Genomic DNA, 22,507 nt, shown 5'->3' on the forward strand with positions numbered 1-22,507 from the left:
TTACCTTGATTAAAGTATACTACGTTTAAACGAAGTATACAAGAGAAAACACTAAAAATTCAACTTTTTTCGAGCAAAAGAAAAAATCCTGCCACCAGTTAAGGTAGCAGGATTTTTAGACATTTATTGATTTAAAATCTATAAATTATTTAATTCTTTTAACTAAAGCCACACTAGCTGAGTAATAGTGCCCTTCAGTAGTAACAATGCGTGGATAAGAACCATCTAGAATGATATGCCCGAAAATGTTATATCCTTTGGAACGTTTCTTACCAGATTTATTTTTCAAGTGTTTATCAACGTATTGATTAATTTGAGACCTAACTTGAAATTGAGAACCAGATTGATAATAGTGTGGTTTGATTTTCACTTCTTTGCGTTTTGTTTCATAGCCAATCAATTTACTATCGTTGAAAAGGTAGTTAAAGTCAGTGCTAAGTCCATGACCGTTGTCAGTGTATTGCCAGATATCAGTATCGTCAACACCTGGTTGGCTAACGCCGTAATTAGCTATCCAAATAAGTGGTTTATGGTGAAGCACGTCCTTGTTGATACGTCCTTCTATGAACCAACTAGCAGGTCCGTAAACAACTAAATTATGCCATCCAGCATTGTAGACTGCGTCTAACCATTCATTGACTAGTCCAGTTGTGGATTGAGGAAGGCTTGCATCTTCTACATCGATCGCAACTGGAGTCGTTTTGTCGAGCTTAGCATCTCTTCTAACAAAGTAAAGAAAATATCCAGCTTGACTAGTGGCACTCACTCCACCAACCAGATAGTGATAAGCACCTACTTTTTCCATTACTTTAGAAGCATTATAAACTTGGAGTTCGGCGCTAGCGTTGTGATAGTTAGTAGCCTGGGACTCTTTAACAAAGACAAATCGAGCTCCTGCAGCACGCAATTGGTCCATGTAGGATTTAGTTGCACCTTGATAGCTCGATACGTCTGCGCCTTGCGTAAAGCTCATAATTTAGCCTCCTTATCAGCTTGCAGAATATTTTTGACTTCTGCTTGAACCATGCTTTTTAATTCATCTGAACTATTTTGGCTGGAGCTAACTGAACTTGAAACTGTAACGCTAGCGTTAGAAGTAGTGGCAGCTGAATCAGGAGCTGTATCAGCAGACAAGGCAGCTTTGATAGCTTCATCAGCAATATTAGTGGCCTTGGCTTCGCTAAAACCACCAAATTCTTTTTGAAAGTAGTCGATTGCAATATCTGCAGCATTGCTAATTTCGCTATTAGTTACGTTGATCGTTCTAGTTTTATGGTTCTCATTGTAACTAGCTACTGCAGATTGTACTCCACTAATGATTGCAGACTTTATTTCAGTTGTTGGAATATTAGGATTACGATTGACAGCATGGGCATAGTCCTTAGCAGTTCGTTGGATAAAGTCTAAGTCGGCAGCAGCGTTATCGTCAGCATGATGTTGACGATAAGTTTTTAAAGCTGCGCCAGCGATCGCAGCAACGATCCATGCTACAACCCCGACATGATTATCAGTAGTAATCCAATTGAATACTTCTATTAAATAATTCATTCTTTATCGCCCCTTAGTTTATCCTTTAGATAGTTAATGTCTTCTTCATTATCTTTGATGCGGTTTTCATGATCTTCAAGTGAATCATCATCGCGTTGGAGCTTCAGGTCATGTTTAATTAAATGTTTCTCATGCTCAGTATAATGTTCTTGTTCAGTCATTCTAAAGCCTTCGACCACCTGCTTAAATTCTTTAATTGCAGCTCCTAAGTTATCTAAATTAAGCTGTAATGAAACCATTTGCTTGTTATTGTTAGCATTTACTTCGCTAGCAATGCGCTTAACGTGTTCATCAGCAATCTTTTGTCGAGCCTTCTCATACTTATAGAAAGCTCCCCATATAGTTAAAGCTGCAATTAGTAGACCAGCAACTGCTTGCCATTCGGTCACATCGTAACCATCAAAATGCACACTATCACCCCTTTTTATCTAGTTGATCAACTTTTCTTTTGAGCTCTTGCAAGTCTTCGACAATCCCTGTTAACAGGTGAAAAGCATCTTCATTGCTTTCATAGGCATGGTCTTGCTTTTCCATCACTAAGTCTTGTTTCGCGTTGGATTGCATGTTGACCTTGCTGTCGTTGTCTGCTTTTAAATCACTACGATCACCTGCACGGTTTTGACTCATCATGATTATAGGGGCTTGGATTGCTGCAATCGTCGATAGAGCTAAGTTAAGCAAAATGAAGGGATATGGATCAAAGTTAGCGCCAAAAAGATGCACTACGTTAACTAGCATCCAAACCGCCAGAACAGCCACAAATACTAGGATAAAAGTCCAACTGCCTCCAAATTTAGCCACTTCATCAGCAATCCTGTCGCCAAAAGTGTAGTCGTCGTTTAGCTTGGCTTTATGATATTTAGACTTGCTCATCTTTTTTGCTCTTTCTGCTTTCTCTGAATCATGAATGTTAACGTGCTTACTATGTTCGTTCATGATTTTATCAAATCTTTTTTTGTCCATCGTTTATCTCCTCTATCCAGAATGCCAGACGGTGTCGCTGATTCGATACCACAAGATGCTTCCATCACTTTGCACAATAAACTGGCCACGGTAACTACCGTAACTGATTACGTAGATTGCTCCGCCTTTTTTAATCGTAAACGTTGGTAGTCCCCAAGCTTGCGAAAAGACAAGAATACTAATGTCGCTGGTTGCGTTATAGACTCCGATAGGCCAGGTATTGTACATGTCTAGCAGCCCCATGCCAGCAGCTAAATCTGCTTGTTTAGGAAAAATCATTTTAGCCCAAAGAGCTAGTTGGCTGTTGATCGCATTCGTGTCAGATTTATTTGCAATCGTCCCTAAAAAAGCGTCGAATATTCCTTGCAGGCCTTCGACATCTGAAGAATTAGCTTTGGTAGCAATCGCTGAACTAGTAGCAACTGAATATGCACTAAAATCAGACGAAGTTGTATAATCGCTCAAAGAACCTATCGTTGCAAAGCTAGCTAGCTGAGAATTAGTAGCATAGTTAGCCGCACTACTAATTGTCACAAAATTAGATAGTTGTGATGTTGTAGCAAAAGAGCTGAGTGAACCCACAAAGCTATTAACTGAATTGCTTAAATTGGTTAGACTAGCAGCGTCCGCTTTCATGCCGATTGCACTAGAATTGGCATTTGAATATGCATTGAAGTCAGAAGTGGTTGTGTAACTACTCAAAACATCAACGTTTACTAAACTAGATAATTGAGAGCTGGTAGCGTAATTTGACATGCTACTAATCGTTGCAAAGCTAGATAACTGTGAAGTTGTGGCAAGCCCTGCAATTTGGCTTGTAGTAGCGTAGCTAGATAGCTGCGATTGGGTAGCATAATTACTGGCTCCATTCAGCAAAGCTCTTACAGAACTATTTAAAGTATTGATTGAACCACTTAAATTAGTTACTGAACTACTTAAGTTATTTAAATCAGCAGTGCTGGCTTTTGTGCCAATCTCACTAGTGACAGCAGATGATAGTTCATTTACTTGCGATTGAGTTGCTAAACTTGACAGTGCATTATTCGTAGCAAAATTTGGTAGCCCACTAACCACTGAATTTACAGTTGCGTCGTTACTAGTAGCATACGAATTTAAAGCCGAACTTGCACTGGAGGCGACGTTGCTTAAGGCAGAAGCAGTGCTGCTAGCATCGTCACTACTTACAGATGAAAGGTAATCAATCGTGGCATAACTAGCTAAACTTGCTTGTAAATCGCCTTGCTTAACCGTGCCAGTTAAATCGTTAATTTTAGCAAAGCCAACTAATTGGTCAGCAAAACTGCTGGCAAGTTGGCTGGTAGTGACAAAGCTAGATAGTTGATCAAGTGGTACGTAGCTTTGTAGCTCAGTTCTTGATGGATAGTCAGACAGCATCGTTGCGTCAATTTTGCTTGATAACCGCAAGTCAGCTGAACTAGCGATTGATGATAAGGCAGAACTGTTAGTGCTTGATAAGGTAGCTAAATCAGTGCTTAAGACATAGTCGCTAAGCTGACTAGTTGTAGCATAGCTAGCAGCGTCCGAATAGCTGATTTTAGTTGCTAAACTTTCAGCTAAACTAGTTGCGACACCACTTAATTCAGAACTAGTCACATAGCTAGATAGCATAGTCACGTCTGCTTTTAGAGCGACTACGCTATCAGTGTAACTAACAGCACTCGAGAAACCGTTGTTGGCTTGTGGCATATGAGCAACTGCTTGTGAAACCACACTGTTTAAATCATCTTTAGTGATTATATCGGCACTAACAGCGTTCACTGATAGCTTCTGCAAAGCGTCCACGTTCATTTCTGCATGCAGGTCGCCAGTGGTATCAGCTACGCCAAGCAAGAACTCAGCGTCTGTTTTGGCAAAGATGAAGGCACTGGCTACCGTGAAGTTAGCAGTACTGGTAGCTTGGACTAGCGCATAGCCAGTGGTAAGTAGCGCAGTCGTCGGCTCAACCGTTTGTAGGTTAGTCCCTTCCACAGTGTTGATTTGGCGTAGTTCTGGATCGCTGTACTGGGACAGGTCGAAGTCGCTGAAGACTACCTTCGTGATTTCAACCGTCCCGTCAGCTTGAAACTTTGCCTTGCCTAAGTTAGTAAGCAACATAAAATCGCCCCCTAAGCTTGGTTTGAAGGCGATTGTTGTGGAGCTTGTGATTGTGGTGCAGCAGAAGATTGAGCTGTTTCTGAACTAGCAGGAGCTTGCGATTGCGTTGTGGCGCTAGCTGATTGAGCAGGTGCAGCACTTGGTGCTACGTAATCGTTAGCCGAAGGAAGTAACCCTTCATATTCTTCTTGCGTGATCCATCCGGCTTCTAAGAAGACTTTCAAGTCAGCAGTTGCATATAGTCCCATATCAGTATAGATTTTAACAGCATTGTACATAGCGATTCCTCCTTATTTATTAGCTAATTTAATCATAAGAGCAGCGTTAGCAGTGTTGGCTTGTTGCACTGATAGTTGTAACTTTGATAGTTGCCCCATCAGAGCAGCATTAGTGTTAGCGGTGTTTTGATTATCGTTAAAAAGCTGAGTGATGTTGTCATATTCTGGCGTTTTAGTTTCATCGACAACAGAAACCGTCTTGTCTTTACCGTCATCACCTTTGACAGTTTCTTCTTTTAAAAACACTCGCTTGCAACCGTAGTAATCGATATCGCCGATTTGAATCATTGGCATTTGAACGATCATCTCTAAAGCGTTGTTAGCGGTCATTCTTGCGTACATTTCTTGCATTTTTTAGTACCTCCTTACAGGTCCTTACAGAAATTTTCGGTTTGATTTGTTCGTTATAAAATTGGAAACTGTTGGAATTTTTGATCCAACCAAAGTAGCTAAGCATTGAGTGAGCATCGTTTTCGCTTGGGTGTGATTTCTTGCTAATTTTAGTAGCTTTGCGTCTTATTCTCAGAAAGTTACGTCTACGGATTGTAGTATGGTCACGGTAGAACTTGAAACCCAGAAAGTCTATCGGCCGACTAGCAACTTTAAAAACTTGCCAGTTGTCTTTAACCGCTAGCTTATCTTGGTTTAGTGACTGCTCAATCTTCAACTTCATCTTGTGGAGTTTCTTCTTGTTGTTGCCAAAAATAACGATATCGTCCATGTAACGAATATAGTGTTTAGCATGGTACTTTTCTTTGATAACATGGTCCAAACTTTCTAGATAGAAGTTAGCGAACCATTGCGAAGTATATAGGCCTAGTGGTAGTCCCACGTGATAGCAGTCGATGATACTGTACATTAGATTTAACAGTCGCTTATCCTTGAAACGGTTAGCAAGCTTAGTCTTCAGCACGTCATGGTCGATTGACTGGTAAAAGTGATGAACGTCCATCTTCAAACAATACTTCGTGAACTTGGTATCGTTACGCAACCATTTTTCAACCGCTTTCTTGCCAACCGCACCACCACGGCCTTTAACTGACGCTAGACAGTAGTAGTACATCGACTTATAAAAATACGGCTGTGCTACCGTTATCAGTGCCCAGTGGATAATTTGGTCTGGAAAGAATGGCGATGACGTGATTATGCGTTCTTTCCCACGCTCATGGATAACGACTTCACGGATATGTGAAGGCCGATACTCTTCAGAAAGCAACATATCTTGAATTTTCATGATGTATAGTTCACGATGGTTCAGGACCCGTTGTACATCTTTGCGACGCTTTTTGCCTTTAGCAGCTTGGCTGATCGCATAGTTGATCACTTCATAGTCAGCTACTTTTTCATACAAGTTTCCATATCTATGCATAACAAATCCTTTGCTTTATTATTAATCTTAACGACGTTCGATTGTCTACTAGCCGCTACCTTTACCGACGAATTTTGAGCAAGCGCTCAGCAGAACATAGTGCAATTTCTTTAGTCAAATCATTAATATTCAAGCGGGCACCGTCATTACCATTCGAATTAGAAAACGGGTAGTTGAGGTTGGAGTTGAACAGACCGTTGTTCGAGTTAGAACCATAACCGCAAGCACTATGAACCGCTATTATTTTTTAGCTGGGGGAGGGTTCCCCCAGACCCCCTCTAAGACAAGGCTTTCCTAATCAAGCGGGCACCGACAACACCAGACGAATAAGAAAACGGGCAGAAGAGGTCGGAGTAGAACAGACCGTAGTACGAGTAAGAACCATAACCGCCGACTACCATGGTGTAGTTAGTTCCGTTATCAGACCAAGTATAGCCATCGATAGCGCCTTCTGTGCTTGAAGTTTGCGTTCCAAGCGTAACCTCTGGATGATTAGAGTCATATCCGAACTGGGTAGTCCAGTTGCCGCTACCGTTCAATTGATAGCCAACTTGGTTATAAGGATAAGCGAACTGCGAGTTGGTATAGCTGTTAGCATCGTCACACACGAAGATGCTTTCAGAATTAATTCCGATTCCGTCAACGAATTGCCAGACGTTACAGTACATATCTTCGATGCCACGATAGCTCATGTGGTCGTTGTTACCTTTGGAACTGCCGACTAGACCGTCAGTCGTACCAGAAGTGGCATTCTCTGCATTGCCATACATGACTGATTTGGAGTTCAGTGTTGCAAATTCAATAATGAAAAGCACTTGGAGCATGTCCCAAACGTGGATATCTAACTGCTGATAACCTGTTCCGTTAGTTCTGGCTTGGCTTCTGAAGACATCGATCGTTTGGTTGACAGTTGGTGTGGTGCCACTTTTGCTTTGAAGGTTGCTGCCACTGACGGAGCCAGGATAAGCTCCCACATCAACATAGTTTAGTTCAGAACTGCTACCAAAATTATAGAAACATTTCGGTAGATACCAGCTACTATCTTGCTGAACTAGTGACGCTTGCCAAGTGTAGCCGCCGTTGTTACTAGTCTTCTTGATGTAGAACTTTGGAATTCGTACGAAAACGTTGCCTTGCGAGTCAGTTACACGTGACATCTGTCCCCAAATTGGCGTGTTGTCAAAGTCGTTCTGGTTGCCATTGATACCCGATTGCATACCGACAGCAGCGTCAGTGCGCGTTAGTTGCGAACTAGAGCTTCCATTCCAGCTAGCACCCCAGACGCTTTTGTTGATGTCAGTCCCAGGCACGAGAGCAGAATCGTAGCCAAGTGTGATAGTACAACCATCAAGGTAGATATTAGATACATACCCGCTGTAAGTTGAACTTTCAGTCACAACGGTTAGCGCTGGATCAACGGCACCGCTTAGAACCTGTGAACCCATGTTTTGGCTTTCGACTACGTTACGATAGATTTTGGTAACGTCGAAATTGAAAATGTTCTCGCCAGGCGTGATATTGGCATTGACCGCAATCGTTCCGTGGAACGTTCCAACGAAAGTGTTAGGGTTGTAGTCGAGGTAACCATTCGTAATGCTAAAGCTGCTGTTTAAATTATTGAGCGGTATTTCGATGTTGGGCGCTGGATTATCGCCGTACGTGTAGATGCCAGAAACATCCACTACTTTCCCGTATGCTTGGGACTCTGGATATACGCATAAACCAGGCCTGGTAGCAGTCAGAGCATAGCTAATCGCACTGCTCCGAGTCGTAAAAGGTATCACGGTCTGGTCAGTATAGTTCTTAGCGGTAGCAACTGCACTTTGATAAGCTGAAGAAGTAGTCGAACTGAAATGTGATTCGGCATTAGATATGCTAGCACTATTAGCAGCTACTGATGATTGAAGAGTAACGATAGCGTTGCTGTTGGTTGAAACGCTAGCTTCGACTGCGCTGAAAGATTGTGCGATTCCGCTATTGCTATTTACAGCAGAACTAATATCAGCAGCTGCTGCTGAATAAGCGCTATCAGCTAGTGATTTTGCGTTAGTGTTAGCTGACATTACAGCTGTTGACAGCATATCCTGCGTAACGTTTTCCATGTTAGTCATCGTGATGTTAACTTGACTAGCACGTCCGACGAAAATCCCCCAAATGAATTTTTCATGTTCAGCCACACTGCCGTTATAGGCTGGGAAAATAGTTGGTGCTTCGTTTACTAGAACTGAGTACAAGTACTCGTTCGTCCCGTCTGAAAAGTAGATGCCGACGGTCTTGATGTAGTTGTCACTGGTTTGTTTGTCATTTAAAAAGTCGATTGGAATGTTGACGTTAGAAGCGTCTTGGATAGCTCCAATATCAATTTTTATTTCAGTAAAACTGCTTAGCGAAGTTAAGGCTTCGATGGTATCGTCGTCTGCGTTCGAGTAGTCATCAGAACTTAGTACTGCTCTAGTTGGTGTTAACGTAATTTGCCCATTGATTGCTTGCTGAGCTAGCTCTTGCCCTTTATCAGTCTGATATCCTTGCTTGTACTTGGACAATTAAATCACTCCTTTTTATTGGTTTGCACATAGTTGACATGTTGATGTTGGACCCCGATTCCAGTGTATGCTTGCACATGATCTCTGGTAATTGCTTGCGGTGTGGTAACGTAGTTGACGTGTTGGTGTTGGACTACCACAGCTGTGTATGCTTGCTGGCTGAGATAAGTTTGGAAAGATACACTGTCCACTCTAATTCCGTATGCGACAGCATCTTGAATCGTGTCGAGCAGCAACGCTGTTTTACGAGCATCTTCAGCATAGTCAGCTGGGATATCTTTTACCGCAATCGTGTTGGGCGAGCCGTCGACATCCCACATCGTTTGAATCTTGAAGTCAGTTGGCTTACAACCGAGCGCAGATGATACCAGGTCATATAGTTTCGGCATCGAACCATCACAGAGTCTGACTAGGATGTGGGACTTGATTCGAAACCGTAGAAAGTCATCGTCATCGCCATCACGCTGGATGTCATAGTTGCGAGCGACATCATCAAGCATCTGGCCTGAGCAGTTGTCCAAGTCGTTGGACTGGTCGATCATGGTCAGCTTGTTCTGCACATCTTCGATTGGTCCATCCCAGATGCTGTAGTACTTCTGCCAGTTCGTACCATCATCGATGTGCATCGCAGTCGTGAACTCGTTGAGAATATCGTCAGTTGTGTAGTTAGCCATTGCCTACCACCACCAAGTCTGCGAGATTGGCAGAGTCGAAGGACGATAGCTGGATATCTGACTGGCCTAGTTTGTTAGGGTCAGTGCCAATCTGGATTTCAGCCGTCTTGATACCGTCGATGTTGTATGCTAGCTGGTAGAAGCGGTTGTAGTCAATCGTATCCCCCATTTCAAGTGAGTTGATGTAATTGCTCATCGATTGCTTAAGGTCGCTCATCCCGTTATCAGCATCGTACTCTGGACTAGTCGTGAACTTGATGCTGACGTAGATAGGTACGACCGTAGCAACATCGAAGTTGATCGTGACGGGGTTATCGCCATAGTCTCGAACTTGGACTGAAGTCGAGCCGACGGTGTGAATTCCCCAAGCGATATTGTCTTGGATCGCTTGGGCCACGTCCGTTGGGTTGCCGCCTTGCACGTAGAAGTGGAGAACGTCTGGAATCGACTTATCGCCGCTCTTAGCGACCTCTTGGTTAATCTTGACTAGCTTGACACCTGCCACGGCGTATAAGGCGTTATATAGGCCGTTCTGGGTTGGACTGGCCTTGGACGTGTTAGCCAGTTTCAGTCGAGCTCGATAAGCAGTATCATCTTCTTCGTCCGCACCACCGCTGGCTTGAACAGGGTTGGTAACTGAATCGACTCCGTTCACGACCTCTAGCTGGGTCGTGATGGTGTTAGCTGCCACGTTAGCATCATTGTTGCTATCAACACTGTCCGCATCACTTTCCGCGATACCACTGCCACTACCGTTATCATCGAGCGTCACATCATCCGTTAGCACGAACTCAACGTCGCTATCAGTCGCATAACGGCTGTTAGCTGGAATCGTTGTGCCTGGAGTTCCAGTGAACTGCAGCGTTACTTGCGCGTCGCTAGCTGGAATCCTGTCAATCGAAACGTTGGCACCGTAGCGATCAAGTTCAATCCCGTCCATCAAGTCTAGGAAACGACTGTAGTAGACAGCTTGTGCTTTTTGATTCAGCTGGGCCATGAAGTAGCTTAAGATGCGGTTCTGCATCCCTAGTGCCGAGTTAGCTGACACATCCGCTAACTCTGAGAAGATTACCTTGACGTGCGCGTTAGCTTGGTCAAGAATCTGATCGTAGTTGTCAAAGGTCAGCCCAGTGTACTGCGAGTTATCCGTATCCGCCATTCATCACACACCTCCAATCTTGATAGAATTTGAGAAGTCCCCTTCCGCTTGGTCTGCGGTAGTATACGATATCGTGATGTCCATGGAACGATTAGCCTTGTCCATGCTGATATCAATCGTATCGAGCGTGTCGATTTCGGGGATTTGGTCTTCGATAGCTTCGCGGACATCTTGTTTAACATAGTCTGGGACCACGTTCCGTCCGAAAAGGTTATCTGGTCTCAGACCGATGGTTTGGTCTAATTCGAACTCAGCTAGGCAGGTGCTGAGTGTGATGTAGACTTTTTGATTAACGGCTTCGATGGGGTCTTCGATGCCGATGAAATCGTTATTCTCAAAGGCTAAGTCACCCGTTTCAGTTAGTTTTAAGTCAATCATCGTCAATCACCTCGTATCTCCCGATGACGATGCCGTCGTTCATCGAGTGCATCGTTTCTGAGTTCTTTTCATATGTTTTCCCTTTTGCATCCGTGAAGTTATCCATGCTGCGATTATCAAAAACTACCATCACTTTTTCGTCCTTTTTGAGTTCCTTATATTTGGGCTCGTTAGTAACTTTGTCAAAAATGATGAGTGCTGATGTCAAGACAGGACAGCCGATAATCGTAACGGTGTCATCCGTGCCGTCCTTATCCTTGATCGCAGTCGTAACATCGCAAACGTTCTTGCCCTTGTCGTAATTCTTGACGATACACTGGCTAGCCACGTTCAAGTCGTACATCGTCCTTGTTTGCATGGCTGATAGCAGCTCACGGAACTCGTTTGATGCGCTTTTAGTCATGGACATTCACCTCCATCGTGGTGCTGAAATCATCGTCATCGCAGTTGTGCTGACCCGACTGAACTGGTTTCAAGAAGTTGAACTGATAAGCATCGACTGCAATCAGCGAGTTACTGCTGACTTGTGGTAGCAGCATCGACTTAACTTCAATTTGCGGATTATCATCATCAGTCACGGTCGGGATTGCGATCAAACCGCTACCGCCATGCGTACCTTTGACCCTGTCAGTCAGATAGACATGCTCGTTCTGGGCAGTCGATGCGTCATCCTTTTCAATCATCAGCTGACCCCGACGATAGTACAAGATAGCGTCACAGTCCTTAGCAACTTTCGTGATGATACTCATCGGAGTCCCCTTGGCTACATAGCCTTTTGGATACTTCTTGTTAGTGGGTAACTTCAGCTTGTTAATCTTGATCTTAGCGTCGTTAACTACCCGTGAGATGATTGCTTTAGCTGTGATGTTCTTGCCAAAGCTGATCGCGCTGGTCGTGAGTTTCGTCTTGACCTTGCTCTTAGCTTTCTTCTTCTTTTTCTTTGATTTGGAGGTTTTCGCACTGCCACTAGTAGTTGTAACCACATCTGAACTTGGTAAAGAGTTTGCATAATTGGACCCCTCTCTGACTGTGAAGCTGAACTGACCATCTACGCCATCATAAGCGTAGGGAGCAACGGAGATGATAAGACCGGTCGTGAGTAACTGTGGTCCCGTGTTTTCTTTATAGCCCGCAAATATTTCGACCTGGTTACCGACCGAAAACAGCATGCGATGTTGTAGTGACAGGTTCATCATAGTCACGGTCGAGGTTGTCTGCTTACCCGACTTATCGAAAGGAACTGTAAAATGGATGCTATAAGTGCTGGCCTTTTGGTAAGCTTGGAACTGATAGACTCGGCCACTATCATGAACTTGGATCACTGTCTGCCGATTGAAGTAGTACTTAGTCACTTCCATCACCCCAATCTTGGTCCAGCTCGACATCGTCACCATCTGAGTAGTCGTCACCAATCGTATCTTCGTACAGCTGCACCGTGATACCAAAGTTAGTAACGCTGACGCGCTTTTCTTGTCCCGATTCATCCATTGGAACGAGTGGGGTCAGTGGCAACCGCGTATCAGTGTAGTTAGCGAACAACGGTTGGTTTAAGACCAGCTTCTCACAGCTAATGATTGTTCCATCGCCATCTTCAACGGTCGGGTCTGCGATCGTGCATGTATAAAAGTCGCCTTCCGAGTTGTACTCGAAAGTAAACTCGTAAGTGACGTTATCTAGGTCATAATCGAAAGTTTCTGGTAGGTCGGTCACGTCAACTGGTACATAGTTTCTGATTGCCATAGTTATCGCGTCCTTTGATAGATTTTAGTCTTCGACTTAGCTGTAGTTTTGCTCGATGCCACTTGTCCAGCAGTCACTTGAACTTTTTTGCCAACCGTCAAGGTAGAACCGTTCCAGCGTTCCAGCTGAGAAACACTAGTGCCGTACTGCTTGGCAAGGCTGTAGAAGGTCGTGCCACGTTTGACTGTCACGTGCTTCGGACCCGCATACTTGCCTTTTTTGCTCTTCTTACCTTTGTTGTTGACGTTTCGCTTGCTACTCAGCACAGCAGCCTTGTAGACGAACTCGAAAGTGATGTTGACCTTGAAGGCATCTACTGTGGCTTGGTCCAGTTGCTTTTCGAGCGTGCTGATAACTAGGTTGTGCATGTAGATGTGCGGAACTGTCTTATCGGAATTAGAACCGTTCGACATGTAGGTCAGCTGAGTACCCTCACGCTTGTACTTTAGCAAGCGTTGATAGTACCACTCGGCTGATTTCAGTTTGTTCTGTTCTTGGCCGATCGAGTCGCTACCTACTACCATGCCTTGAATTGACAAGGTCTTTTCGGAGTTCCGCGAGTGGTCAGATACCGGTTCGTCCTTGTCGACAGTGTACTTCGTTACATCTGAGGAGTTGGACTCGCTTTCGGACTGTGAGAAAAGATATACGACACCCGTTGACTTTGACTCAGTCGGATAGATGCGGGCATGCGGAGCTAGAAAATCGTTAACGTTATCTTCTTTCGGTTTAGCGACTGGCTTGATACCCATTGCTGCCTTATAACGGAACATATTGTTGTAAGCGCTCTTTTCACGCTTGGATAGCCGATTGAAGTGGCTGACAGCTTGCTTGTACTTGCTGTCCTTTAGCATCTTCTCATGTTTATCATGCTGCTTGATCATATCGTTCTGCAGTGAAGTAACGTATTCTTCAGTCGCTCCAGAAACAACTTTCTTACCCGATACATACTGGACAGTTTCCTTGCCGTCGATACGTTCAGTCTTAGCATGATAGCCGTTCTTCTTCAGTATGCTGACCAACGTTTTCTTGTCTTGGTTGTACTGAGCTTGATAGTTATCGACCTTCTGGATGAGCTTAGCTTGTGCTTTGGGCAGCGCGTTCTTACCCTTAGTAGCCATCATCAGGTAGGTCTGTAATTTCAGATAAGTTCCTGTTTTGAGCATTAAGTCATCCCTCCTTGAAGATCAATTTTGCTTTCGCGGAAGAGCTTCCGTAGCTTTCTTTCGATGATGTTGCCGACTTCGGTAGCTGTCTTAGATGCGTCCTTAGCTCCTTGCACTGTCACTGAGATAGCGCCTTTTTGAAAGTCTATTCTTGCACCGCTACTAGTTTGGTTAGTAGTCTGGCTTCGTAAGTCGCTGACTGACTTAGCATGGTTTTTGATCGTGCTAGGACTGTCGAAGTGTAGAAGCTCTGGGCCTTGTTCACCGACCCAAGCCGTTTCGCCAACCGTCGGCTTACCACCAGCAGCATATCCATGGCCGTTACCTAAGAAGCTAAGACTATCGCCGTAGCGGTGCTTAGCATAGTTAAGACCTGCATAGATGCTGGCGTAACCATTGTTCCACTTACCAAGACTAGGCTTACCATATGCTGCGAAAGTGCCGGGCTTGACTTGCATCAGACCCATCGCACGACCGTCAGCTAGGCCGTCAGTACCACCGATCGCATTCGGGTTACCAGAGCTTTCAGTGTTGATTTGGCGAAGCACCCGATTGACCATATCAGCTGAACCAGAAAGGCCTAAGGCACTCAACGCCTTCTTGACTAGTGGCTTCCAGCGTTGAACTCCGTCACCAGCTGGGTTTCCAGCAGCGCCACCCGCATCACTTGTGCTCAGTTGCTTAGTGACGTTGTTAAGTGCGCTAGAGCCTAGTTCGGCAGTGACCAGTTTCTTCATGAAAGGCGAGACACCCTTGATACCACTGCTGTTGCTTGCTTTTTGTTTCGAAGCAGTCCCAGAGACACGACCAAAGTGCATCGTGCCTGGAAAGTAAGTCGAGTCAAGTGGTGTCATCAAGATGTTCGGATGTGAGCTGGGGTTGAAAGCTGAGAAGTAGTGATGACCACCCTTATCAGCCACGACCCCGATGTGCTCATCGTTTCCGACTAAGTCACCAGCTTCAGCATCTGATCTAGAGATGCTCGATGCCTTAGCGATTTGCTCGCCGGAAGTCCGTGGATAGCTGATACCAAAGGCATGTTTTAGAGCGTACTGAACTAGTCCAGAACAGTCGAAGCTATCTGGACCCGTTGCACCCCAAACGTAGCTATGCCCTTTACCATAGTTTTCAACGGCTGCTAGTAGTCCAGTTGCAGCACCACCACCAGAGATGGCATTACTGATCACGTTCCACATTGCACCAGACCACTTATAGCCTTGCGTAGCACTAGCAGCAGCATTCGCGCCTGCTTTAGTCAGTCCTTTTTGCAAGCCTGAGCCAGTAAGGCTGATGTTCTTGCTGAATTCTTGTGCAAAAGCGCCAGTCGGGTTCTTAGCGTTCGCCTTAGCTAGCGAGCGGAGCGCTTTCTTGGAAGATTTACCCTTAGCATAGTGAGGGATAAGGCCTTCACGAATTGCTTCTTGAGTATCGTTACCGTTTAGCACTGATTCGCCCTTGCGAATAACCGTCGTAGCATCTGAACCCTTAGCATATCTAACGCCGCCTTGTGGGTTGACGATAGCTTCCATCTGCGGTCCAGACTTAGCATCGTTGACCACAGCTAGATGGTCTTGGGTAACTTCGCCTTTCGTCCCATCAGCATAGTGGATCGGATTTAGGACGCTATCATTACCCCCGAACTGCGATAAGGTCTTGTCGATACCGCTAATTCCTTGATTTAAGGCATCGACAGCGCCTTGCATGCCAGTCTTTGCGTTTGGCCCTAAACCGCTGAAGTAGTTGCCAAAAGCGCTGATTGTCTTTTCCCAAATCGGGTTGAGTTGCTTGCCTAAGTTGGTAAAGTTAGCCAGCGTCTTATTAGCAAAGCTAGTGTTGCTATCGTTGACCTTTTTGTTCCCGCTATCGTTGATTTTCAGCAAGTCTGAGTGCATCTTCGTGCTGTTAGTCTTCATCGAGCGGCTGAGCGCTTGTAAGCTGCTGACAGGTTGTTTACTGTCCACATTCATCTTGACCACGCTCGAACTAGCACCAAGCCTAGTCGTACCTTGAGCAAAGTGTTGAACGCCAACAATTTTTTGAGTATCTTCAGCAGAGTAAACATGTGAACCCTTCGGTAGCGTAGTGTGGACGTTGCGTCCCTTGTACATGCCATAGCGACCGCCGAAATCAATCAATTCTGGTCCACGACCGTCATTGACGACAGCGTTCGTAGTGTTCGGAAGTCCGTTAGCGTACTTGCCTTTCGTCCCAGTTGCGAACATGGACTCGATCGCCTTGACAGGGTTCTTAGCGATGTTAGCTACCTTGCTACCCATGCTTGCGATTGAGCTCCAGATGCCCTTAACTGAGCTGATGATGTCAGAGCCAATCGAAGAGATCGTAGACCATGCTGCCTTGAAAGGTGCAACTAGGACATCGAGAATGCCAGAACCAATCGACTTAAGATCACTACCTAGTTTGCTCCATCTACCAGTTAGTAGGTCAGCACCAGTTTTAAAAATTCCACCTACTACTTTAAAGATTCCAGTAAAAGTAGTGCTTAGATAAGTTCCAATTCCTCTGACAACGCCCTTGATAACTGAGCTAACGCCTTGGAAAATAGCGCCAACTGTTGAGCCCCAAACTTTAAAGTAAGTTTGAATGCTTTTAACAACATCTTTAACTGCTTCACTCTTCTTAGCAGCGTTGACGAAGTCACTAAATCCTTTAGTTACTGGTTTAAACGACTTTCCAATCGAGTTCATAGTAGAACTGACAGTGCTTTTTACTGAGCCGAAAGCTTTATTAATTGAGCTGATAGCGCTCTTTGGAATGACATTTTGGATAGTTTGCCCGAGCTTCTTACCAACGGCACTACCACCAATCCCACCAACAGCTCCTCCGACTAGTCCACCTACTGCAGTTCCTATAACTGGAACAGCAGAACCAAGTGCAGCTCCTCCAGCAGCACCTGCGATTGTTCCACCAAGCATGCCACCTGCGGATCCAATCTTGCCACCGGCGTTCTTATTGTTTATTCCGATTAGTTGAGTACCAGCTGCAGCCACGTCTAAAAGTGGAATTCTTGAAGCGAGTGCCCCAGCACCCCTAACTAATCCAGATTCAGCAAAACGACTTCCAAATCCACCTAATCTGCTTGCAATGGATGCAAATCTGCCAGTCTTAGCTATTTCTGGTGCTGCTGAAAAACCTTCACCACTTAATTTGACTGCATCAGAAGACAGGGTTGATTTAGTACGGAAAAGTCCGTTGCTGAGTAAGTTGGCACCTTTAACGTTCTTAGTAACGGTTCTAGCTGACTTGCCTAGCTTAAGAGCAGTAGTTCCGCTTAAATCGCCAGAAACATCATCTACGATGCTGGATTCTTGCTTTCCTCGACTGAACTTACCGATGCTGGTATTACTAGCAACTAATCTCTGTAAGAAACTGGACTTGCCACCACCTTCGCCACCTGCTTCAGCAGCATTGACCAGTCCGATTGCTCCAGCCACTTCTTTCAGTGAACTAGCAAAAGCTAGTGCCTTCTTAGCTACGAACATCCCTGCTAGCGTTGTCGCTACAACTTGAATCGCTTCTTTGTGGGATGCAATATCTTTCAAGATGTTGGCAAACGTCTGCAACGGCGAGTTAGACGCTTTAGTGTTCCCACTAACTAAGCCGAAGGACTTGCCGATGGCTTGCACGATCGTGCTGAAAGTTCCCCAGACAGCGTTGCCGACTGTTCCAACGATAGATACTAACGATTGAGCGATACTGCCGAGTGGCTTTTGGTTCTTGACTAAGAAGTTGATTGCTCCACTAGCAACGTTTGTCAGGCCTTTACCAATACCAGTCATCATGTCAGCAATCGGCTTCTCATTTTTGGCAAAGAGGTTAGAAAGCTGAATTAGGCCTTGGTTAGCATCGCCAGCCATGCCCTTCATCGTATCTTTCCAGAGCTGAGTCTGTGTACCTTGTAGCTTAGCGATTGCTCCGCCAGCAGTCTGTCCGTACTTAGTCCAAGCGTTTCCACTATCTTGGGCAGCCTTGACCATCAGATCGCGAAGTTGCGAGCCGCTAATCTTACCAGACTGCATATCAGCAGTGAATTTAGCAGCAGATTCGCCACTAGCACTGATGATCGCGCTCTTCATCGCAGGCATCTGCTTAGTGATCCGACTAAACGAACCGACGCTGACCTTGGATGCGCTGAACAAGCGGCCCATTGACCCAGTCGCTTGCACGATTTGGCCACTGGACATACCAGTAGACTTACCGAAGGCAAACATCTCGTTAGTCAGTTCTTTGGTCTGAGCGATGTTACCGTTCGTGGCGTTGTAGAAGTTTTTCTGAACGGCAGTCGTGTCAGCACCGCTGATGTTGGCCTGCTTAGTCAGCTCACCAATTTGCGAAGTAAGGGATGCGACGGCATCTTTCGACTTGACCCCCATCGTAGTCCAAGCTAGTTGAACCTGTTGGGCTGCTTGGTCCGCTTGGAAAGCAGACTTGGCCATCGAGCTAACATAGCTAGTGACACTACCGATCGCGCCACCGACTAAGCCACCCACTGCACCACCAATTACGGTGCTACCTAAGCTATGTGGTTTGGTTTCAGTCTTTTCAGTCGTTCTAGCAACTGATGAGACTGGCGAGACTTCTCGGCTACTACTTAGGCTGCCTAATCGGTCCTTCAGTCTAGCAACTTGTGAGATAGACTTGTCGATAGAAGCACTGAAGCGGTCCATGCTGCTAACGGACTTGTCCATCCCCAAGTCAGTAAGTTGTTTCTGCGCATCTAGTAGGCTTCGGAACTTGTCCTTAGTCTTATCGATGCTATCGCTGACTGAACCAAAGGAGCTGCTGAACTTCTTAGATGCGTCAACTCCGTTACTGCTGATCGAGTTGACTAGCTTGTCAGTCAGCATCTTGGCCCGTTCTAACTCAGATGTGTCAAGTTTCCAACCTAAGTTGATTGTCGATTGCTTTAGGTCCATAGTTACCCTCCTTTCTTCTTATCATCGCCACCGAAAAGTTTGCCGATTGAGTTAGCGATACGGTTCGCATTCTCACCCAGTAGCAGTTCAGCGACTTCGTTCAATTCTAGTAGGTCTTGATAAGGCATGTTGCGCGTTTCTTCAATCGTTGCTAGCCCAGCATAGACTGGACGGTAGATTTGAACCTTTGAAGCAACGTTTTCACGAATTGAATCATAGTCTAAGAACCATTTACCTTTGTAAGGCCCATCCTTGTATTGCTTTGCATATGGATTAGAGAAACATTCTCCCTAAAAAGACCTCGATGTAGTCGATAACGAACTTGTAGTCAGACTTTTCGTATGTCGAGTTCAAGAACTCTTTCCCCGCTACGATGATTTGGCCGTAACCAGAGTGTGTGTTGAAGTAGTCCATCGATAGCGGCTTAGTTAGCACTTGTTCAAGAATCATCTTGTTAAGCGGCTTGGACTTACCGGTCGTTTCCAGTTCTTCTTGCGTTTGTTCTAGCGTTTGGAGTTTTGGGAACTGTAGAGTGTACTTGGTCTTCTTGCCATCGTCTTCTTCGACTTCGATAGTCTTCTTAGCCTTGCGAAGTTCCTTTTCAAAGTCAGCAATCTTCAAGTTATCTTCCAGTATCTTATCCAAGTAAAGTTCATGCTTGTGATATTGAGACAAGTATTGCTGCGCATATTGAGCTGAGTTCGCATCATCGATCAAGTCTTGCGCTTCTTCGATACCTGGGAAGGTTACAGTTAACTTCTTCCCGCTTGGTGTCGTGAAGTCTTCTTGCTTCAAGAACTTGTTGATCGCGTTCTTTTGCTTTTCCTTGATTTCTTCGGTCTTAGTCTTCTTGCCAACGGTTTCTTCAGTTACATCTAAATCGATTTGTTCTTCTGCCATGATTAATACCACCTTCGTTTAATTTGTGTTGTTGCAATAGCACTGCCAGGAATCGAACCCAGCAGTGCTTGGAAACTAAAAAAGCCGACACCAGTCAGCTAGTTATTATTGGTCTGCGTTACCATCGTAGACTAAGTTAGAAGCAGTGATCGCCCATTGTCTGATTGGGTAGGTCTTACCAAGCGATAAGTCTGGTAGACCAGTTAAGAAGCAGACGTTGGAGCTAACTTTTTCTTCGTCTGATAGCACTTGGATTGCTAGCGCATGTTCTTGGTCGTAGATATTTGACAACCAGCGGCATGAACTAGAACCCTTTTGCAAGTTGATCGTGATAGACCCGATTGACGAGTTGATTTCAGTCATCATTGGGCTACCTTGTGGATCTTCAGCAGGGTCAACGTTCTTGTTAGTCTTTTGAACGGTAACCATGTCACCATCTTGAAACGACTTGAAGGACTTAGTTTCGTTAGTCACTAAGTCAGTTGCGATGATTGATGCGCGCTTAGCGTTGTAAAGGTTAAGTTCACGTTCGGCATCTAATTGGTATCTTGAGTTGTAAGCCATAAATTAGGTCCTCCCTTCTAGTAAGCGATTGCAGTACCCTTAACATTGACCTTCGCGATTTCGGAGGCTGCGTGGTAGTCAAACTTCACGCGGTTAAGGATACGGCGACTAAGTTCAACGCCCTTGACTTCATCCATCGTAGGAAGCGTAGTAGTGTAAGCAGCCTTACCAGTAGTTGCATCAACAGCGATGATGCCTTGTGCGAAGGCAGTGTCTAAGACGTTGTCCATCACAGCACCAACCTTCTTGATCCCGTTAGCATTGAAAGATACACGGCCACTACCGTTAACGTCAGCAAGCGCATTTTGGATAGCAGATTCAAGGTTAGCCTTGACCCAATCTTCACCAGCGTAGACATCAACATAGTTACCAGAAGCGTTCACAGCTGATGTGAAGTTAGCGAAAGTACCTTTTTGCACGTACATGATCAAGTTTTGGCTTTCTAAGCCTTCAATTTGTGTAGCAGTCATATTTTGGCTGGAATCAGCGCGGTTGTTAACGGGAGTAACGTCAGCAAGGTTGGAAACGAATTCCCAGCTAGCTTTTCCAGTGTCTTGGGCACCAGCTTCGCCACATAAAGCAGCAACGATAGATTCACCGTCAACATCGTGGTAATAAGTCCAGGTCCGAGTGTAGTTAGCAAAAGCAGTTGAGTCAGTGTAGTTAGATGGGTCAAATTGCAAGAAAAGCAAGTGGAAACCTTTACCATCATCTCCACCGTTTTCGATGATATCTGCTAACGCTAAGGCATCTGCCTTGTTATAGTCAGCTAAGATAGCATAGTCCCAAGGTTCGTAGAAGTAGTCGTAAGCTGCCTTTGCGATACCCGTTAAGCTGCTACCACTAGCAGCACTGACGTTAGTAGCACTACCGCTTGAAGCGGGAGTAGTTGAGGTAGTCGAACCACTGCTAGTTACTGTTGAGCTTGGTGCTGGTGCTTGGCTAGTACCTGAACTAGCGGGATAAGTGTAGACTTGGATAGCATCTGGACTAGCATCTTGGTCGAAGATCGTCGTAGCGAGGTTTAAAACGCTAGAACCACTTGCATAGTCAGCAGCAACATCTTCTAGCATGAAGTATGTCTTCTTCGATTCTGCTACACCAGACACATAGATAGCAGTTGTGTTTAGCCCTGCGGTGTTTTGGGGATGTTCGAGTGAGATTGAAACTAAAACATCCGAGATTTTAGGGATAATCATGTATAACGCTCCTTTTTTTATTTAGATTGTTCGACGTTCACGTCCTCGATTGGGTCGTAATCGTCATCGAAATTATTTCTAGTCCGCAGCACGACCGCAAAACCGATGCTGCGTTCGACTTGGACCGAAATAAAGTTGGTAGTATCAGCAGGACTGGTAACATCAACGACCACGAAGCCGTTAGCGACCGCGTAATCGTCGAAATGATATGAATTCAGTAGCGAATATAGCTGTTCAGCCAAATCGTTCGCATCGTTGGTGTTCGTAGCATGTGCATCGAACTTGATGGTCATCTCAAAGATTTCGTTGGTCGTGTTATCAGTGAACGGTAGCCGCTTGTGGGTCGTGATCCAGTCGTAAGTGGCGAATGGATAAATCGGACTAGCTGGCCCGTTGTCATTTGCCAGATAGATACCACGGTTATGGTACTTGGCATCCCCTAGCTCAGTGTTGGACTTAAGCCACAGCAAGATAGTACTCATGAACTTCTGAGTGCTAAAGGGGGATTGGTTAGCATTAAAGGTCATTTGACACCTGTCTTTCTAGCGATTTAAGCCCGTATTCAGCGTAGGTAGCTTGTGGACGGTAATCAGACTTGGCTACAACTTTGTACGTCGTATCGGTCGATTTCACGTAGATTTCAGTGCCGATACCAAAGTTGCAGTGGCGTGAGTACCAGTCCATATCAACGATGGTCTGTACACCGTCCGCTGTCTGTTGCCAGTTACCTGCCTTGTAGTTATTCGGAGCAACGATCTCACCGGTAATGACAGCGTTCGAGTCATTGCGCAGGTCTTTTTGCGATAACGTGCGGTCATGCCAGACCCCAGCATCGTCAGTGTAACCATCTGCATCGGCTTGCTTATCAGTTGTGGACGATAGGACTTGAATAGGATTCTTGTATCTTCGCCAAGCCTTGAACAGCAGGTCGATTTCATGGTCGATGTCTGTCTTTACCATGATTAGTCACTCCTTTC

22 protein-coding genes and 1 pseudogene are annotated in these 22,507 nt (G+C 45.2%); all 23 read right to left on the reverse strand.

From position 1 onward, the window contains the following. Nucleotides 1-145: 145 nt before the first annotated feature. Entirely contained in the window at nucleotides 146-973 is an 828-nt protein-coding gene (locus ACSYTJ_RS08645; RefSeq protein WP_491720382.1) for a GH25 family lysozyme, read from the reverse strand. After that, on the reverse strand, nucleotides 970-1,548 hold the full coding sequence (locus ACSYTJ_RS08650) for a hypothetical protein (protein WP_491720383.1): 579 nt from the start codon (nucleotides 1,546-1,548) through the stop codon (nucleotides 970-972). Before ACSYTJ_RS08650 ends, ACSYTJ_RS08645 begins: the two co-directional genes overlap by 4 nt. After that, nucleotides 1,545-1,958 carry a hypothetical protein gene (locus ACSYTJ_RS08655; protein ID WP_491720384.1) on the reverse strand — a complete coding sequence of 138 codons (414 nt, stop codon included), beginning with the start codon at nucleotides 1,956-1,958 and terminating at the stop codon, nucleotides 1,545-1,547. The genes ACSYTJ_RS08650 and ACSYTJ_RS08655 overlap by 4 nt, the downstream gene beginning before the upstream one ends. A gap of 4 nt (nucleotides 1,959-1,962) precedes the next feature. Beyond that, nucleotides 1,963-2,394, reverse strand: a pseudogene (locus tag ACSYTJ_RS08660) (DUF1003 domain-containing protein); the annotation flags it as partial. Nucleotides 2,395-2,523: 129 nt separating this feature from the next. Continuing rightward, nucleotides 2,524-4,626 (reverse strand): hypothetical protein, encoded by a 2,103-nt coding sequence (locus ACSYTJ_RS08665; RefSeq protein ID WP_491720385.1) that lies wholly within the window; start codon nucleotides 4,624-4,626, stop codon nucleotides 2,524-2,526. 11 nt (nucleotides 4,627-4,637) lie between these two features. Further along, on the reverse strand, nucleotides 4,638-4,904 hold the full coding sequence (locus tag ACSYTJ_RS08670) for an XkdX family protein (protein ID WP_491720386.1): 267 nt from the start codon (nucleotides 4,902-4,904) through the stop codon (nucleotides 4,638-4,640). Between the two features lie 12 nt (nucleotides 4,905-4,916). After that, a complete protein-coding gene (locus ACSYTJ_RS08675; RefSeq protein WP_491720387.1) occupies nucleotides 4,917-5,255 on the reverse strand; it encodes a hypothetical protein in 339 nt (112 codons plus the stop codon). Beyond that, on the reverse strand, nucleotides 5,224-6,273 hold the full coding sequence (locus tag ACSYTJ_RS08680) for an RNA-directed DNA polymerase (RefSeq protein WP_491720388.1): 1,050 nt from the start codon (nucleotides 6,271-6,273) through the stop codon (nucleotides 5,224-5,226). The genes ACSYTJ_RS08675 and ACSYTJ_RS08680 overlap by 32 nt, the downstream gene beginning before the upstream one ends. Nucleotides 6,274-6,551: 278 nt before the next feature. After that, a complete protein-coding gene (locus tag ACSYTJ_RS08685; RefSeq protein ID WP_491720389.1) occupies nucleotides 6,552-8,816 on the reverse strand; it encodes a hypothetical protein in 2,265 nt (754 codons plus the stop codon). A 5-nt stretch (nucleotides 8,817-8,821) separates the two neighbouring features. After that, entirely contained in the window at nucleotides 8,822-9,376 is a 555-nt protein-coding gene (locus ACSYTJ_RS08690) for a hypothetical protein (protein ID WP_491720390.1), read from the reverse strand. A 106-nt stretch (nucleotides 9,377-9,482) separates the two neighbouring features. After that, nucleotides 9,483-10,649: a baseplate J/gp47 family protein gene (locus ACSYTJ_RS08695; protein ID WP_491720391.1), complete on the reverse strand. Its 1,167-nt coding sequence runs from the start codon at nucleotides 10,647-10,649 to the stop codon at nucleotides 9,483-9,485. A 3-nt stretch (nucleotides 10,650-10,652) separates the two neighbouring features. After that, nucleotides 10,653-11,027 (reverse strand): contractile injection system sheath initiator, encoded by a 375-nt coding sequence (locus ACSYTJ_RS08700; RefSeq protein ID WP_491720392.1) that lies wholly within the window; start codon nucleotides 11,025-11,027, stop codon nucleotides 10,653-10,655. Next, the gene (locus ACSYTJ_RS08705) at nucleotides 11,020-11,385 is read right to left on the reverse strand and encodes a Gp138 family membrane-puncturing spike protein (RefSeq protein WP_491720393.1); all 366 of its coding nucleotides are present in this window, start codon (nucleotides 11,383-11,385) and stop codon (nucleotides 11,020-11,022) included. Before ACSYTJ_RS08705 ends, ACSYTJ_RS08700 begins: the two co-directional genes overlap by 8 nt. Nucleotides 11,386-11,422: 37 nt before the next feature. Beyond that, on the reverse strand, nucleotides 11,423-12,379 hold the full coding sequence (locus ACSYTJ_RS08710; protein ID WP_491720394.1) for a hypothetical protein: 957 nt from the start codon (nucleotides 12,377-12,379) through the stop codon (nucleotides 11,423-11,425). After that, nucleotides 12,372-12,767 (reverse strand): phage baseplate plug family protein, encoded by a 396-nt coding sequence (locus ACSYTJ_RS08715; RefSeq protein WP_491720395.1) that lies wholly within the window; start codon nucleotides 12,765-12,767, stop codon nucleotides 12,372-12,374. The genes ACSYTJ_RS08710 and ACSYTJ_RS08715 overlap by 8 nt, the downstream gene beginning before the upstream one ends. Nucleotides 12,768-12,769: 2 nt before the next feature. Then, nucleotides 12,770-13,933: a LysM peptidoglycan-binding domain-containing protein gene (locus ACSYTJ_RS08720; protein ID WP_491720396.1), complete on the reverse strand. Its 1,164-nt coding sequence runs from the start codon at nucleotides 13,931-13,933 to the stop codon at nucleotides 12,770-12,772. Then, a complete protein-coding gene (locus ACSYTJ_RS08725; protein WP_491720397.1) occupies nucleotides 13,933-18,867 on the reverse strand; it encodes an NlpC/P60 family protein in 4,935 nt (1,644 codons plus the stop codon). Before ACSYTJ_RS08725 ends, ACSYTJ_RS08720 begins: the two co-directional genes overlap by 1 nt. A 2-nt stretch (nucleotides 18,868-18,869) precedes the next feature. Next, nucleotides 18,870-18,995, reverse strand: coding sequence for a hypothetical protein (locus ACSYTJ_RS08730; RefSeq protein WP_491720398.1), 126 nt, complete (start codon nucleotides 18,993-18,995; stop codon nucleotides 18,870-18,872). A 145-nt stretch (nucleotides 18,996-19,140) separates the two neighbouring features. Next, entirely contained in the window at nucleotides 19,141-19,767 is a 627-nt protein-coding gene (locus ACSYTJ_RS08735; protein ID WP_491720399.1) for a hypothetical protein, read from the reverse strand. Nucleotides 19,768-19,872: 105 nt separating this feature from the next. Beyond that, nucleotides 19,873-20,331, reverse strand: coding sequence for a hypothetical protein (locus ACSYTJ_RS08740; RefSeq protein ID WP_491720400.1), 459 nt, complete (start codon nucleotides 20,329-20,331; stop codon nucleotides 19,873-19,875). Between the two features lie 17 nt (nucleotides 20,332-20,348). Continuing rightward, the gene (locus ACSYTJ_RS08745; protein ID WP_491720401.1) at nucleotides 20,349-21,530 is read right to left on the reverse strand and encodes a hypothetical protein; all 1,182 of its coding nucleotides are present in this window, start codon (nucleotides 21,528-21,530) and stop codon (nucleotides 20,349-20,351) included. A 17-nt stretch (nucleotides 21,531-21,547) separates the two neighbouring features. Then, nucleotides 21,548-22,012, reverse strand: a complete 465-nt coding sequence (locus ACSYTJ_RS08750) for a phage neck terminator protein (protein ID WP_491720402.1) — start codon at nucleotides 22,010-22,012, stop codon at nucleotides 21,548-21,550. A gap of 34 nt (nucleotides 22,013-22,046) precedes the next feature. Further along, the gene (locus tag ACSYTJ_RS08755) at nucleotides 22,047-22,490 is read right to left on the reverse strand and encodes a hypothetical protein (protein WP_491720403.1); all 444 of its coding nucleotides are present in this window, start codon (nucleotides 22,488-22,490) and stop codon (nucleotides 22,047-22,049) included. Nucleotides 22,491-22,507 lie beyond the last annotated feature (17 nt).

This window comes from Nicoliella sp. ESL1113 (genome assembly GCF_058509245.1).

Coding starts and splice junctions, on each gene's coding strand:
- ACSYTJ_RS08645 (WP_491720382.1), bottom strand. CDS start 973: ATGAGCTTTACGCAAGGCGCAGACGTATCGAGCTATCAAGGTGCAACT.
- ACSYTJ_RS08650 (WP_491720383.1), bottom strand. CDS start 1,548: ATGAATTATTTAATAGAAGTATTCAATTGGATTACTACTGATAATCAT.
- ACSYTJ_RS08665 (WP_491720385.1), bottom strand. CDS start 4,626: ATGTTGCTTACTAACTTAGGCAAGGCAAAGTTTCAAGCTGACGGGACG.
- ACSYTJ_RS08670 (WP_491720386.1), bottom strand. CDS start 4,904: ATGTACAATGCTGTTAAAATCTATACTGATATGGGACTATATGCAACT.
- ACSYTJ_RS08675 (WP_491720387.1), bottom strand. CDS start 5,255: ATGCAAGAAATGTACGCAAGAATGACCGCTAACAACGCTTTAGAGATG.
- ACSYTJ_RS08680 (WP_491720388.1), bottom strand. CDS start 6,273: ATGCATAGATATGGAAACTTGTATGAAAAAGTAGCTGACTATGAAGTG.
- ACSYTJ_RS08695 (WP_491720391.1), bottom strand. CDS start 10,649: ATGGCGGATACGGATAACTCGCAGTACACTGGGCTGACCTTTGACAAC.
- ACSYTJ_RS08700 (WP_491720392.1), bottom strand. CDS start 11,027: ATGATTGACTTAAAACTAACTGAAACGGGTGACTTAGCCTTTGAGAAT.
- ACSYTJ_RS08705 (WP_491720393.1), bottom strand. CDS start 11,385: ATGCAAACAAGGACGATGTACGACTTGAACGTGGCTAGCCAGTGTATC.
- ACSYTJ_RS08715 (WP_491720395.1), bottom strand. CDS start 12,767: ATGGCAATCAGAAACTATGTACCAGTTGACGTGACCGACCTACCAGAA.
- ACSYTJ_RS08720 (WP_491720396.1), bottom strand. CDS start 13,933: ATGCTCAAAACAGGAACTTATCTGAAATTACAGACCTACCTGATGATG.
- ACSYTJ_RS08725 (WP_491720397.1), bottom strand. CDS start 18,867: ATGGACCTAAAGCAATCGACAATCAACTTAGGTTGGAAACTTGACACA.
- ACSYTJ_RS08730 (WP_491720398.1), bottom strand. CDS start 18,995: ATGCCTTATCAAGACCTACTAGAATTGAACGAAGTCGCTGAACTGCTA.
- ACSYTJ_RS08735 (WP_491720399.1), bottom strand. CDS start 19,767: ATGGCAGAAGAACAAATCGATTTAGATGTAACTGAAGAAACCGTTGGC.
- ACSYTJ_RS08740 (WP_491720400.1), bottom strand. CDS start 20,331: ATGGCTTACAACTCAAGATACCAATTAGATGCCGAACGTGAACTTAAC.
- ACSYTJ_RS08745 (WP_491720401.1), bottom strand. CDS start 21,530: ATGATTATCCCTAAAATCTCGGATGTTTTAGTTTCAATCTCACTCGAA.
- ACSYTJ_RS08750 (WP_491720402.1), bottom strand. CDS start 22,012: ATGAGTACTATCTTGCTGTGGCTTAAGTCCAACACTGAGCTAGGGGAT.
- ACSYTJ_RS08755 (WP_491720403.1), bottom strand. CDS start 22,490: ATGGTAAAGACAGACATCGACCATGAAATCGACCTGCTGTTCAAGGCT.